The sequence below is a fragment of the Caballeronia sp. HLA56 genome, assembly GCF_054655155.1.
The window spans coordinates 2,578,110-2,591,308 of the sequence record NZ_BAAHOB010000005.1 but is presented as its reverse complement, the minus strand read 5'-3'; the positions used below and the strand labels follow the sequence as shown (position 1 = coordinate 2,591,308).

General features: G+C 54.9%; 15 protein-coding genes and 1 pseudogene. 9 read left to right on the top strand and 7 right to left on the bottom strand.

Annotated features, from left to right (window positions below; genetic code table 11):
* Nucleotides 1–1,662 carry a histidine kinase famiy protein gene (locus ACYQ47_RS31655; RefSeq protein WP_459908758.1) on the top strand — a complete coding sequence of 554 codons (1,662 nt, stop codon included), beginning with the start codon at nt 1–3 and terminating at the stop codon, nt 1,660–1,662.
* Nucleotides 1,663–1,825: 163 nt separating this feature from the next.
* Here the strand turns inward: ACYQ47_RS31655 and ACYQ47_RS31650 are convergent, their stop codons facing one another.
* Both ACYQ47_RS31650 and ACYQ47_RS31645 read right to left on the bottom strand, forming a co-directional pair.
* Nucleotides 1,826–3,307, bottom strand: a complete 1,482-nt coding sequence (locus tag ACYQ47_RS31650) for an FAD-dependent monooxygenase (RefSeq protein WP_459908756.1) — start codon at nt 3,305–3,307, stop codon at nt 1,826–1,828.
* A gap of 54 nt (nt 3,308–3,361) precedes the next feature.
* A complete protein-coding gene (locus ACYQ47_RS31645) occupies nt 3,362–3,901 on the bottom strand; it encodes a TetR/AcrR family transcriptional regulator (RefSeq protein WP_459908754.1) in 540 nt (179 codons plus the stop codon).
* Between the two features lie 243 nt (nt 3,902–4,144).
* Here ACYQ47_RS31645 and ACYQ47_RS31640 point away from each other — a divergent pair, with 243 nt between their 5' ends.
* The gene (locus ACYQ47_RS31640) at nt 4,145–4,417 is read left to right on the top strand and encodes a hypothetical protein (RefSeq protein WP_459908752.1); all 273 of its coding nucleotides are present in this window, start codon (nt 4,145–4,147) and stop codon (nt 4,415–4,417) included.
* A gap of 45 nt (nt 4,418–4,462) precedes the next feature.
* Here the strand turns inward: ACYQ47_RS31640 and ACYQ47_RS31635 are convergent.
* Nucleotides 4,463–4,678, bottom strand: a pseudogene (locus ACYQ47_RS31635) (IS3 family transposase); the annotation flags it as partial.
* A gap of 59 nt (nt 4,679–4,737) precedes the next feature.
* Nucleotides 4,738–5,043, bottom strand: a complete 306-nt coding sequence (locus ACYQ47_RS31630) for a hypothetical protein (RefSeq protein WP_459908750.1) — start codon at nt 5,041–5,043, stop codon at nt 4,738–4,740.
* A gap of 188 nt (nt 5,044–5,231) precedes the next feature.
* Between ACYQ47_RS31630 and ACYQ47_RS31625 the strand changes: the two genes are divergently transcribed.
* From ACYQ47_RS31625 to ACYQ47_RS31610, 4 genes are read left to right on the top strand one after another with little or no spacing between them, the layout of a single operon-like run.
* A complete protein-coding gene (locus tag ACYQ47_RS31625) occupies nt 5,232–7,433 on the top strand; it encodes a TonB-dependent receptor (RefSeq protein ID WP_459908748.1) in 2,202 nt (733 codons plus the stop codon).
* 2 nt (nt 7,434–7,435) lie between these two features.
* Nucleotides 7,436–7,705 (top strand): hypothetical protein, encoded by a 270-nt coding sequence (locus ACYQ47_RS31620; RefSeq protein WP_459908746.1) that lies wholly within the window; start codon nt 7,436–7,438, stop codon nt 7,703–7,705.
* On the top strand, nt 7,702–7,995 hold the full coding sequence (locus ACYQ47_RS31615) for a hypothetical protein (RefSeq protein WP_459908744.1): 294 nt from the start codon (nt 7,702–7,704) through the stop codon (nt 7,993–7,995). The genes ACYQ47_RS31620 and ACYQ47_RS31615 overlap by 4 nt, the downstream gene beginning before the upstream one ends.
* A 24-nt stretch (nt 7,996–8,019) precedes the next feature.
* A complete protein-coding gene (locus tag ACYQ47_RS31610) occupies nt 8,020–9,684 on the top strand; it encodes a PepSY-associated TM helix domain-containing protein (RefSeq protein ID WP_459908742.1) in 1,665 nt (554 codons plus the stop codon).
* A gap of 98 nt (nt 9,685–9,782) precedes the next feature.
* On the opposite strand, the gene ACYQ47_RS31605 is transcribed toward ACYQ47_RS31610, so the two are convergent.
* The 3 genes from ACYQ47_RS31605 to ACYQ47_RS31595 form a co-directional block, all read right to left on the bottom strand.
* A complete protein-coding gene (locus ACYQ47_RS31605) occupies nt 9,783–10,031 on the bottom strand; it encodes a hypothetical protein (protein WP_459908740.1) in 249 nt (82 codons plus the stop codon).
* Nucleotides 10,032–10,131: 100 nt separating this feature from the next.
* Complete coding sequence (locus tag ACYQ47_RS31600) at nt 10,132–11,064, bottom strand: DUF7666 domain-containing protein (protein ID WP_459908738.1); 933 nt, start codon at nt 11,062–11,064, stop codon at nt 10,132–10,134.
* Nucleotides 11,065–11,342: 278 nt separating this feature from the next.
* The gene (locus tag ACYQ47_RS31595; protein ID WP_459908736.1) at nt 11,343–11,735 is read right to left on the bottom strand and encodes a hypothetical protein; all 393 of its coding nucleotides are present in this window, start codon (nt 11,733–11,735) and stop codon (nt 11,343–11,345) included.
* Between the two features lie 69 nt (nt 11,736–11,804).
* Here ACYQ47_RS31595 and ACYQ47_RS31590 point away from each other — a divergent pair, with 69 nt between their 5' ends.
* The 3 genes from ACYQ47_RS31590 (at nt 11,805) to ACYQ47_RS31580 (ending at nt 13,182) form a co-directional block, all read left to right on the top strand.
* A complete protein-coding gene (locus ACYQ47_RS31590; RefSeq protein WP_459908734.1) occupies nt 11,805–12,314 on the top strand; it encodes a YdaS family helix-turn-helix protein in 510 nt (169 codons plus the stop codon).
* 313 nt (nt 12,315–12,627) lie between these two features.
* A complete protein-coding gene (locus ACYQ47_RS31585; RefSeq protein WP_459908732.1) occupies nt 12,628–12,960 on the top strand; it encodes a hypothetical protein in 333 nt (110 codons plus the stop codon).
* Between the two features lie 60 nt (nt 12,961–13,020).
* Complete coding sequence (locus ACYQ47_RS31580) at nt 13,021–13,182, top strand: hypothetical protein (protein WP_459908730.1); 162 nt, start codon at nt 13,021–13,023, stop codon at nt 13,180–13,182.
* Nucleotides 13,183–13,199: the final 17 nt, after the last annotated feature.

Sequence of the window (13,199 nt, the reverse complement as noted above, 5' to 3'; positions counted from 1 at the left end):
ATGGCAGAAAAATGCCTGATCGTTATGTCGTTTCCATTGCTAACAGCTAGAGAAAAAACTTTGAATAAGCCCATTAAAGATCCTAGCGTCACAAATACGAGCCAATCGATCGATGATCACCACAACGATATTTTCTTTGCAGCCGTATCGAAGACACGGATGCCGATGATCGTTACCGATCCACGAAAACCGGATAACCCGATCATCTTCGCTAATGAAGCTTTCGTTACAATGACCGGCTATGGCCCTGACGAAATCGTGGGTCACAACTGCAGGTTCTTGCAAGGGAAAGACACTGATCGCGAGACGATTCAAGCGGTGCGCGAAGCGATCGCAGAGCGGCGCGACATATCGACGGAAATCCTAAACTACCGGAAGGATGGCTCGACGTTTTGGAACGCCCTGTTCATTTCCCCTGTTCTGAACGAATCTGGCGAAGTCGTTTATTTCTTCGCTTCGCAGCTCGACGTTAGTCGACGTCGGGACGCCGAAGATGCTCTTCACCAGTCGCAAAAAATGGAGGCGTTGGGTCAACTAACTGGAGGCATTGCGCACGATTTCAACAATCTGCTGCAGGTTATGGCGGGATATCTCGATGTCCTAGATATGGGTGTCGACAGAGGCGCCTCTCCTCTCACGTTGCATGCTGGGATAGAGAAAGTCCGGGGTGCAGTCTCCAAATCCGGAGTGCTTACGCAGCAGTTGTTGGCCTTCGCGCGTAAGCAACGGTTGACTGGCCGTGTCGTGAACCTGAATGCTCTTGTTAGAGGTTTGGTCGAACTGGCAAATCGCACGTTAGGTGGCCATGTATCGCTGCGCACGGAACTCGGCAGCGAACTGCGTAATTGTCGGGTCGATAGCACCCAACTCGAAGTCGCGTTGCTAAATGTGCTTCTAAATGCGCGCGATGCACTCGGCGGACAGTCGAATGCGAGCGTCGTCGTGCATACATCGAATGTAGAGCTCGAAAGCCGGCAGGTAATCGGGTTTGCAGACCTGCCGGCGGGTCATTATGTTTCGATCGCTGTTTCTGATAACGGCCCTGGAATCCCTCCCGAAATCATTGATAGAGTGATGGATCCGTTCTTCACGACAAAGGAGGAGGGCAAAGGAACAGGCTTAGGTCTATCAATGGTATATGGGTTCGCAAAGCAGTCGGGCGGTGCGGTGAACATCTATTCGGAAGTCGGCGTCGGTACAACGCTTCGGTTCTACTTTCCTGCTGTCGCTGACGATGAGTTAGGACATTCCCCACCAATCAAATTGGTAGAACAAGGCGGGAGCGAGACAATTTTAATTGTCGATGATCGTCCCGAGGTGGCAGAAGTTGCCAGAGCAATGCTTGAACAGATCGGATACGCTACCTACGTTGCGTTTAACGGTAAAGAGGCGCTGCAGATACTCGACGAACACCCGGAGATTGATATGGTGTTCACGGATCTGATCATGCCTGGCAATATGAATGGGGTCGTGCTGGCTCGCGAGGCGCGCAAGCAAAAGCCAGCTATCAAGATTCTTCTCACCACGGGCTACGCAGATGCATCTCTAGAAAGCACTGACGCGCGAGGCGTGGAATTCGATGTGCTCCACAAACCTTACGGTAGAGCTGAACTTGCAAGGAAGGTGCGTATTGTGCTCAACGGGCACACTGGTATTGCCTAATCGACACGCTGAATGGAAGCACCGCATGCTTGGATGACCGCGAATTCAGACCTATCAACCTGCTCCGTAGGCCTAGCGAAGGGAAGCGCCGGCTAGGCGGCTTCCCGGCGGCCACATCATTGCGATTCGTGAATGGACCGACACCATGCGAAGCTGAAGGCCTTCACGACGAAAATTTAGCCGGAACACTCAACCGCCCGAGATAGGCTGAAATATCTTCGGTTGCGCTTGCGGAGCACGCGAGGTATCCGTCGGGGCGCACAAGCGAAATCAGGTTGTCCTGCAAGGGTGGCCTTATATTCACTTCGAGTAGGTTGGGGTACCGCTTCACCATTTGCTCAACGTCGCTGCTAAGCGCCCCAAACACCGCGAACAAGGGTCTTTGGCCTGAGCCCGCTGGAGGATAGCCTTCAACCGGAGCCACTCGCTGACCAGGCACCAAGCCGCCTTGATGCGGACCGTTGAGCGGGCTATCGGGGTAATGGATATCGACTTCCGACATCGTTTCGGCAACGCCGCGAGTGAAATGCGTAAGTCCCAAGACAAAATGCCCGGCGAGATTACGAAGTCGCTGTGCTACCGGGTTGCGAATGGTCGCAACAGTGGTCAACCGTTCAGCTGCTTTAAGTACTGAGTCGCCGACCGCGCTCCGTTCGGGAGTGTAGCTGTCGAGCAAGGACTCGTGTGCATCGCCGCGGATGACGAGAGCGAGTTTCCAGCCTAGGTTTATAGCGTCCTGCATGCCAGTATTCATTCCCTGTCCGCCAGCAGGGCTGTGAATGTGCGCAGCGTCTCCGGCAAGAAAGGTGTGATCTTGCTGATAGCTTGAGACCTTGCGACCGTTTATCCGGAAGCCAGACAGCCAGATAGGATCTTTCAACTCAGTTCCTGCGGGTCCGCGCTTATCAACAAGCTTCTGCACTTGATCAAGTGTTGGCGTCGGCGGTACTGCATCTTGAGTCGCCGGCAGATCGCCGATAATTCTGTAACGCCCCGCTTGAATCGGAAAAATAAGTAAGACGCCTTCCTCGTGCCAGTATATGGAAGCATCCGTATCCGGGCGAGGATACCCGCTCATATGCACATCAGCGAGAAACCAGTCGCTTAGCAACGTCTCGCCAGCAAACGGTACGCTCAGAGCATGGCGCACCGTACTATGCGCACCATCGCAACCGATCAACCAATCGGCACGCACAGCTTCCTTGCGACCGTCAGGATGGACTAGGTCTACGTGCGCGCCGGATTCGTCGGGCGTGATCATCGTTGCTTCGACTTGCCGCTCGACGTCAACTCCTTGACTAATCAGCCGCTCCTCTAAGAGTCGCTCAGTCTCGGACTGTGGTAGCGCCAGCGCGTAGTTGTGCAAGCTTGGAATCGAATCCATGTCGACTCGACCAACAACTCGCTCGTTCGCCATGAAGGCGACGCCCTCAATTTTGAAACCGGCGTTAACGAACGGTGCGGCGCCGCCAGCCCCCCGATCAAGCAGCTCTAGCGTCCTGCTCCAGATAACCATGGCTTTCGACTTGTCGGTTCGATGCGGCGCTTTATCGATGATACGGACCGGAATGCCATAGCGGGCAAGTTCGGATGCGAGTGTCATTCCGACAGGGCCAGCGCCGACAATCAGCACAGGAGTATTCATATGTCAGTCATCCTAAGTAATTGATCGAAGAAATCGCCTGCGAGGGGCAGACGATTACGATACTGCGGTGAGCAGGTCGCGTAGCATTCTTGCTACGCCTTCTTGACCATCAGCGCGTCCAGTCGCAAGTGTGACAACAGCCAAGCCAACCGATGCCGCATGCAGCATCCGCGCGGCGTGTGCCGCCGGCGGGCGGTCTGTCACGCGGGTGAGAAAAGCATCAATCTCCGTTGCGATACCGTCCGCAAGTTCGCAGAACATGATACGGATTTCAGGCGCCTGATCTCCTGCTTGGGCGAGCGCCAATAAAACTCGCGTGTTGTCGTGCCGAGTTACCAATTCAGCGATCGCCACTGCCGCGTGGTCTAGCGATTTAAGGCCGCCAAACATAGCCCTCACGGCGGATAGCTGGCGATCAACCGCACTTCGACCGATGGCCGAAAGTAGGTCGGCTCGCGTCGGATAGTAGTAGGTCAAGTGACTAGCCCTAAGCCCTGCCCGGGCCGCTACACGCGGCTGCGTCAGCCCAGCAAAACCGAGTTCGCGGATCACCGCCAAACCGGCATCAATGATTTCACCTCTGCGATCAACCATAAATCCATTTTAACTGGTAAACCTACCAAATCAAGATGAATGCGCATTTCCTACTATTTGGGGCAAATTGTTCAATGCCATGCTATGCCATGAATGCTTTCAACGAACTAACCGCTGCCAGCACGCGGCTCACATGAGATATGCCAGCGCTCCATCACAGCTGACGCTTTCCTTGCCTTGGAATTGTGCTGTTAATTAGGCCCGTGATTTGCCTGTATGAAGAAATCAATAGCGGAGGTCGCCATGTACAGGATCGGCGGTTACATCGTTGAGTGCTTGGTAGAGGAGTATCAGGACGGCTGGAGATGCGTCGTGCGCGTTTTCAGGAATTTGCCTTCGGCGACGCGTCGCGAGATATCTGCGCAATATTCAGTGCCGGCGTTGTTTCCGTCTCAGGCAATGGCAGAGCGTGCAGCGTACATCTGGGGTCGGCGTCTAATTGAAGCGAACCGAAATATTGTCGAGTTTGCGTTAGAGAATGCAGAAATGGACGATGCGTCGGCAGTGCGCGATTGACCGATCTGAGCTTCCCTCGGGTTTTCGCCTTCCATCAGTCCTGAGTTATGCAGCGGCATCGTTGGTCTGCTGAGCTTTGATCCAGTCCCGGAGGAACTGCTCCGGAGAAACTAGGCCGAGCGACGAATGACGACGACTGCGGTTGTAAAACACTTCGATGTATTCGAACAGATCGGCCTTAGCGTGCTGATGCGTCCGGTAGCGCGTGGCGTGAACCCGTTCGTTTTTCAAGCTGTTGAAGAAGCTTTCCATCGGCGCATTGACGCTCCTATGTCAAGAAGCTTTCTCGGTGTATGTGGCGATTGAGAGCGGCTCAGCGCTTACTTGATTACAAGTAATTCCTTCTGACATTCGAGAAGTATGGAAAGCTGATTCACCGTAAGGGCACGCCGTACTTTCGAGAAAGAACGCGCGAGTGAGAGGCTTGATTGTCTCATCCCAACACTGGCAACAAAGGCGGTGTACGCATGGGTCACTTTCAGTGTCTCGTCGGCACGGAAGTGCAGCAGCGATCTTTTGGCAACCAGCGCAAACACTGGAATCAACCGAGTTGCCGACGCTCGGAACAAGGTGAAGTCTTGCATGCGCGCAAACTTTTGAAGAAAAGCAAAGCCTTCATCAATCATCCCTCAAGCTAGTATGTAGCTCGTTCATGAAACGTGATCTCGCCGTATTAGCGGCAGTAAGGCGCAGCAAGATTTCACTGATTCGTCGTCTGACAATGACAACTCAAAAATCGGACTAGTACTATATTAAATAGGAATGGTTCTCATTAGCATTGTCGAATTGCGTAAAATCTTACTCGATGGTAGCTATGATGGGAATCCTTGGAATTGCTTCGTTATCCTTCTTATGTAGGCTCTGCTTTGTTGCTTTTACTGTTGCCTCGCTAGCAAGCAGCATCGTAGTCGCTCGGGCGGACGAACTCCCTTCTGTAGCCGAGAACGTCGTAACGCTTCCCTCTGTAAAGGTCACGGCCGCCAAGACTGCAGAAGATTTACCCGCACCCTACACCGGAGGACAAGTTGCACGTGGCGCACGCCTCGGCGTGCTCGGTAATATCGGTCAGATGAGCGCGCCTTTCAGCTTTAGCAGCTATACGTCCGAATTGATTGAGAGCCAGCAGGCGCAAAATATTGGCGACGTTTTAACGAATGACGTCTCTGTCCGACAAGGCAGCCCCGGCACGTATGGTCTCGAGTTTTACAACGTGCGCAGCTTCTTGTTGAATGGTCATGACATGTCGTTTGGCGGAATGTATGGCATCTCTCCGTACGGCAGAATTCCTGTGGAAATGGCCGAACGTGTCGAAGTCTTAAAAGGACCAGCCGCCATGCTCTTCGGGCAGTCGCCGGGCGGCGCCGTCGGCGGCAACATCAATATCGTGCCCAAGCGAGCCGAAGAAGAGCCAATGGCACGGGTTACCACAACATACGCCTCCGACTCGCAGTTTGGTGCGCATGTCGATGTGGGTCGCCGCTTCGGGTTGAACCGCGAGTGGGGCGTGCGTGTCAATGGTCAAGGTAGCGCCGGGCACACCGGTCTTGATGGTCAATCGCTCAATCGTTGGCTCGGGGCGGTGGCGCTGGATTACCTTGGCAAGCGCGCGCGTTTTTCGTTAGACGCTTATGACACGCGCTACCACGCGACTGGGGGCATTGGAGCTTTCGCGTCGTTCAGTACGCCAGTAATACCGAAGGCGCCGCGTACAAGCACAAACCTTTTCCCGGGCACCTTCTACGATTCCAAAGACGTGGGCGCGGTCGCTCGTGGCGAATTTGATTTAACTGACTGGCTGAGCGTATATGCCGGTTACGGCGAGCGTCGACACGATGAGACCGGCTACCCGTCGTCGGCCGCACGCAACGTGGGGCCGACAGGCAATTTCAGCGGCACTCTGAATCCCGGCAAGAGTTACAACAATACGAAGTCCGGTGAGGCAGGAGTACGCGGGCGGTTTAATACTGGTCCTATCAAGCACGACTGGTCATTTGGCTACAGCACGTTACGTATCGCCGCGGGTGCATCGACTAGGCATCCGACTCCGTTTTACACCTCGAACATCTACGCGCCCACTCAGATGCAGTTGACAACGACGGGCTACCCGGTGTTGCTCACATCCGATACGAACCTTACAGGTTTCTCTTTAGCCGACACAATGTCAGCCTTGAACGACCGCGTAAAACTGATCGTCGGGGCACGCCGTCAAGAAGTAAAGGTCACAGGCTATTCGCCAGTGTCGGCAAACAGCACGGAAGTACGGCGATCCAGCTCCTACGACGTCAGTACGACGACGCCAATGTTTGGGGTCGTCGTCAAGCCGCTGCGCAGTCTGTCGGTCTATGCCAACTACATCGAAGGGCTGACCAGCGGCTCGACGGTAAGCGATCCCGCAGCGACGAATTACGGGGCGGTGATTCCGCCACTCAAGACCAAACAGATTGAAGTCGGGACGAAGTGGGACCTCGGCCGCTGGAGCCATACGCTCGCGCTCTATCAAATTACTAACCCTAGCATCATCAACGTCTATGCGGGAAACAGCTATTCCGTCGACGGCGACGGCCAGCAGCGCAACCGCGGGGTTGAATACAATGTGTTTGGAGAAGTAGTGCGCAGTGTGCGGCTACTGGGCGGCGTGGCCTACACTGACGGTATCCTTACCCGTACGTCCAAGGGCGTGAACCAAGGCAATACTGCGTTTGCGTCACCGCATTGGAAGTTGAACGCGGGCGCTGAATGGGATGTTGGCTTCTTACCGGGTTTCACTCTTAGTGCGCTTGCTATTTACACGAGCAGTATCTACCTAGATAGCGCCAACACTCAGATGTTGCCATCGTGGACGCGATTTGATCTTGGCGCGCGATATGCCACTCGCGTGGGCTCGACGCCCGTCACGCTGCGCTTCAGAGTTCAAAACATAGCAAACCGCGCCTATTGGGATGCGAGTTGGCGCGACGGCCTCGCTGTCTTGAGCGCGCCGCGAACGTTCCTTGCGTCAGCAACCGTGGACTTTTAATTGTGTCAGCACTCGCCTTCCTCTCACTCACGATTGGCACGCTTCTGCTCTATTTGTGCGCGAAAAATCAAACCTGGCTACAAAAGCCGCTACCGGCGATTCCAACGCGCATTGGCGGTGCTGCCTCAATGCTGGCAGCTTTGGTTTTGTGGACTAACTCCATGCAACCGATTGCGGGGGTTTTCTTGTTCGTGACTGCGGCGATTGTGATGTTCGTTGTCTATCCTTATCTCGGTGCGTTACGCAGCATTTTAAAACAACCGCGTTCATGAGCTACGCCAAAAAACGACCGGCGATCCATGCCGACTGGATTTCGAAAACCTTGGCCGGTCAAATACTCGGCTTCACACTCGGAATTATTGCAGGCTCGCTGCTCATACGCTTTGGCCCAGATAGCGCTGTCAGCGCTCGCGCGCAACTTGCGATGTGGCTAGTGGCACCCATCTGGATGGGTGTGGCAAGCCTTTGCTACCTCTTTCGCAGCGGCGCTCAAGCGTGGTTATGGCTTGGCTTGTCGTGCGCGACCGGCGTGCTTCCGCTTGTAGTCGAATGGCTCATCTGAGACGTTTTCCTGAATTAGGTCAAAGTGCGTTCTGATATCTTCCGGATTTATAAGTCCGTTCATACTTGGGCTGGCTTGTGCGCCGGCATGGCGCTTTTTATCGCCTTTTACGCTGGAGCCCTGACCGTTTTCAAAGAGCCGATTGCCCAGTGGGTATCGCCGCCCCACGGAGCCGTTCACACAGTGCCGCTTAGTGAGGTGCCGCCGCTCATTCAACAGACGCTGGCGCAAAGGCCGGCCGTCGCCCGCGAATTCCGCATCGATCTGATGGAGGACGGGCGCTTTCCCGGGCGCATGACCTGGGAGGAACGCCTTCCGGGCTTGGAGCTAGATGACCATGGTCGTGCCTTAAGCCAGCAGTACATGTCAACGATCGCGGACGGAAAAGTCCACATCATCCCGATCGAGTCGTCGCGACTACCTCAATTTCTGGATGACTTGCATCGCGTGGTGGGCTTACCCGTTGATACAAACAAGACCCGAGTTGTAATGGGGGTGATTGCGGTACTCTACGCGCTGGCGCTTGTGTCGGGATTGATCGTGCTGCTACCGACAATTATCAAAGACCTCTTCGCGCTGCGTCTAGGCCACAATCTCAAGCGCACATGGCTCGACGCGCACAACGTGATTGGTATCGTGAGTCTGCCTTTCCATTTGGTGATCGCGCTGACCGCTGTCATTTTCGCCTTCCATGACAGCATCTATGCTTTACAGGACAAAATGCTCCACATTGGCAAGCTCGCTACATCCGAGAGAGAGCAGCCCTTCGATTTCAAAGACACGAACTATCGAGACCTGCGCACAATGATTCCGCCTAATGCGCTGCTCGCAAAGATCGCCGAGGTTGCGCCTGACTTTCGTCCTCGCACGCTCCAGTACAACCATGTGTATAGCCTTCACCCTTCGGTGCGTGCCTGGGGATCAGACGCTGGAAGCATCATGCGCTCGCTCTCCGGTGGGTTCATCGTGCTCGATCCCTTTTCAGGCGAGGTCAAAAGCACCGACTATCTACCCGGTCATCAATCCGGGATGTTCACCGCCGTTACGAGTTTCTTTGCGCTTCACTTTGGCAGCTTTGGCGGAAAAGTGGTTGCGTGGCTATATTTCTTTCTCGGTTTAGCAGGTGCCTTCCTCTTCTACACTGGCAATCTGCTGTGGGTGGAAACGCGGCGCAAAACCCAACGACGCAACGGCTTAGTCCCCGTGCAGAAGCGCAGAACACGGTACATGGCCTCTGCGACAGTGGGGGTTTGTCTCGGGTGTGTCTGCGGCATTTCGGCGACGATTGTTGCTGGCAGATGGCTGTACGGCCACGTGGTCAATCTGGCTGCGTGGCATATGGGCATTTACTACGCAACATTTTTCAGTTCACTTGCATTGGCATTCTTGCGTGGGCCCGGTAACGCAGCCATCACCTTGCTGCAATGTGCCGCAGCGCTAACGGCGTTAGTCCCGATAACGAGCCTGATTGGATTACTTCTACCAACCAGCCGCACTCCGTGGACGAGCGCAAGCTTTCCAGCGATAGGCGTCGATCTCGTTGCCATGGGCGGTGCCATTGCGTTCGCTTGGATGGCATTGGCCACGGCACGCCGCGTCAGGCGAGGAGCTGCCGATAGCGTATGGGCGAGCATCGCTCGGACCTTGCCGAAAGATCATGGCGCCGAAACTGAAATTCCGCCGAATTGACAGAGCGGTCGGCGCTTTCGAAGTCCGGTATCCTCGTTTGACGCTGAGAAAGGTACGCCCATTCAAGTACTTTGACGAGAGGCAGCATCAAACAAAACTTAGTGAGCGGGGGCGCTAAGCTGCGTTTGCCGCCGAGCAGTTGTGGACATTTCGTCAAGGTAATCAGCCACAGCATCATACGCAGCAAATCGCTTGACACCCTCCGTGTAAGTTGGGATTGGAAAAGTTTGAGCGCTGACCTGATTGCGAATCGTGCCCTCGGACATCGCGAGAAGTCCGGCGAGCTGAGTCATGGTGAGACGCACGCCATAGTTTTCAAGAATGAATGCCCGTGTTAAAAGCTTCATCGCGCGGAGTCTCCTTTACCAGAGCTTGCGACATACGTTTCAGTCGAGCAGGCGACGATACGCTGGAAAGGATGCACCGAGCATCCCGTTACCGACGTGTTCATACCGCTGTGAATTGAAAATTGCCATCTAGTTTGTAGGGGACGTTCGGTAGCAGCCCATCCTCGCCTACATAGCCCACATTCGTGCGATATCGGTAAGTGATGGGATCCCAATAGCGAATCCGGATCTGACCGTTTTCGCCCGCTCCCGCAGTGCCTGCGAGCCCCGATTCAGCGATGCCAGACAATCCTGCCATCGCTCTGCCGCCATCACCGACAGTCGCTCTACCGAAATCGCCGACACGCGCCTCAGAAAACTCGCCACCTGTAGCGTGCGCATAGTCACCTGCTGTTGCGGAGCCCTTGAAACCTACCGTTGCCGTTCCGCTCATGCCTGCTACTGCACTGCCGTAGTCTCCGGCGCACGCACTGCCGAAATCGCCTGCTGCGGCGACGCCGTAGTCACCAGTTGTTGCCGATCCAAGCGCGCCGACGGTGGCAGTCAGACCCTGACCGACCGTCACGTGAGCTCCAATCACCGGCCCGCTGAGAGCGCGAGGCTCATGGGCGATGATGAAATCTGTCGCTTCCTTCATGCCGCCAACAAAGACCACCTCACCGCGTGAGAATTTGCATTTTCCATCGAGCACAATGATGCCGTCCGTTTGAGCTTCGACGACCAGCCACTTAGTCGTAGAGTCGAGAGGCCAATGGCCGTGGTGATCGCTTCGAGCGTAGTAGTTCCCATGACCATAAAGCCAGCCGTGCAGTCCTTCACCACAACGCCTCGTCGGCGCCCAATCGAGCGCTTGTGCGGTCTCACCGACGTCGGGCCATACGAAGCCGTTGCTTGACGACATATCCTCTCGACACGTGCGAAGAAGCAGGGCAGTGTCACTAGTGAAGCGTACTCCCAAGACTTGATCGAGTGGCACGTCAGAGCATGCTGCGCGCTTATCAACTTCGTTAACAGGAAAAATTCGACCGAACATCACGCCTCCGATTAGTACAACTATCCATTTGGCTGAACTAGTGATGTCGATCGCATTCGTTCACCAATCTTGGAGTGAGCTACTTCATGTACGTGGACAGCCTCGGCGCTGAATATGGCTACGCGCCGCACGTACTGGTTACATGCAATGACATCAAACCGGAGTTTATTAAATTAAACGTATGAAGTAAAGTGAAAACTGTACAATTAGCAGAGCGTGACCCTGTCCGGTTGGCCTTGCGGCGAGTCGAGCTCGAACTGCTGCTACCTCTTTGCCGGTCAAGACGTCGAGCCTGTGTTTCGTGCGAGTAGTTCGGCCAGTAGCCGCTCGTTGCGATCCGCCATCGCCTGCATTGTGTTCGCGATCTCTGCCTTTTGTGTCTCAGTGAGTTGCGACATAAGACGCAGGATAGATTGCGACGGGTTTGGCGGACTTTGGCTGTTCCGCGTTGATTGAGCGGCCGTGTCTGTCGGGTTTGGGGCGCCAGGCAATGGACGGTCAAGGTAGCCCTCTGCCATCCCGTATTGACGCTCGATCCGGCGGGCAGCCCGCTCACCGAATGATGCTGTTCCGTTGACGAGTTGGGAGAAATAGCTCTTCTCCTTTGGTGGCGTCGGGTGATTGCCGAGCCATTCTTTAAGGCGCGCGCGGCGCGTGTCGGTAGAGTTCATACCGATAGTTTAGTTATCACTAAGCCGTTTGTCACTTGACTTTTAGTTTATCGAACACTACGCTGCGTCATGGACCTAAAAATGTATTCTGAAACACGTCCGCGCGGAACCCTCGCATGGCTCGCAGCAATGCTCGGAGTCTCTCAGTCCTACGTGTCGCAGTTGGCTGCAGGTCGTTGCCCAATTTCGCCAGCACGATGCGTGGTGATCGAATTCCTAACTCGGGGTGTGGTGAAACGGCGAGATTTGCGCCCTCACGATTGGCGCGAAATTTGGCCGGAACTGTGGATTCGTAACCGACACTTGTCCGTTCGATGCGGCCCAGAGGACGCCTGTGGACTTCGGCAACGAACGCCTAGACGCGCCGTTGCCAGCGGCATTCGCGTTAGGACCCTACGGAATGGCGACAGGGGACCTGTTCGAGCGGTCCTCGCGAAACCGAACTGCAAAGAACGGCCTCCATCGCGAAAGGCGGAGCGTTGGAATTTCTGGATTACCTGTGCGGACGCGTCCTCGGATTCGAAAGCGGTACACGCGAGACAGTACGAGTCGATCTATCGAGCCGCGCAGGAAATTTAATTTGGCGTGAGTCTGGTGTCTTCTAGGCCCTCCAGTAAGCGACCACCTAGCGAAGTTTGGAACGAGTCCAATGGTTAATCCGTCAAGTCGATAGATAGCTGCCTGACTAAGCCATCCTTTTTCTGTGTTCTCGCAGGCCGCGCAGGTAGGTGATTCGGAGTCAGCGGCCGCGGGCGGCTGCATAGGGCGCATAAGGCACGCATGTCGGTCTGCAACTGATTCCGACGCTCCTCTATCGGTGTCGGACGCCCGCATAAATCATAGATCATCGTGGCTTCCCTTTAATCCGTCGCGGCAACGCTGATTTCTAGTGTTGAACGACGACCTGCAACTTTACGTCAAGTATCGAGACGAGCTGATGCATATCGAACGTCACCGACAAATGCTCAAGCAAGCGACGCCAGAAACTCTTCGCGTGATCGAGGAAAAAATGAAGCAAGAAAGGCCAGGCGCGTTTCATGTCGAAACTGGTGAAAATCAAACGCTTTCCGACCGCACTTTTATGGATGAGCCGCGCCAATCAATACCGATGGCGGGCTTTCGCAACGGCTATCAGCCGCCGGCAAAGAAAGAAGCAGCCACCGCATCTGACAAAAACGCGAAAGAAAACGCTGAAAAAAGCAAACGCACGGTGACGGAAGGGTGAAGAGATTGAAGTTTTTCTGTAGCCAAGCGTCATCGGGTTAGTTCTGCAAGAGGGTTGTAAATGGACGAAGTCAAGAGCGCGGATCCACGTATCGACGGCGACGATCGACGCGAAACGCGCGAGGCGATGCTGAACGAACGTCTAACTGCGGACACCGTAAAGGTATGCCTGTCGTGTGGCGCCAAGCAAAGCGCCGATGGCCGGCTGCCGTGTGATCACTGAAGTCACAGGAAGAATCG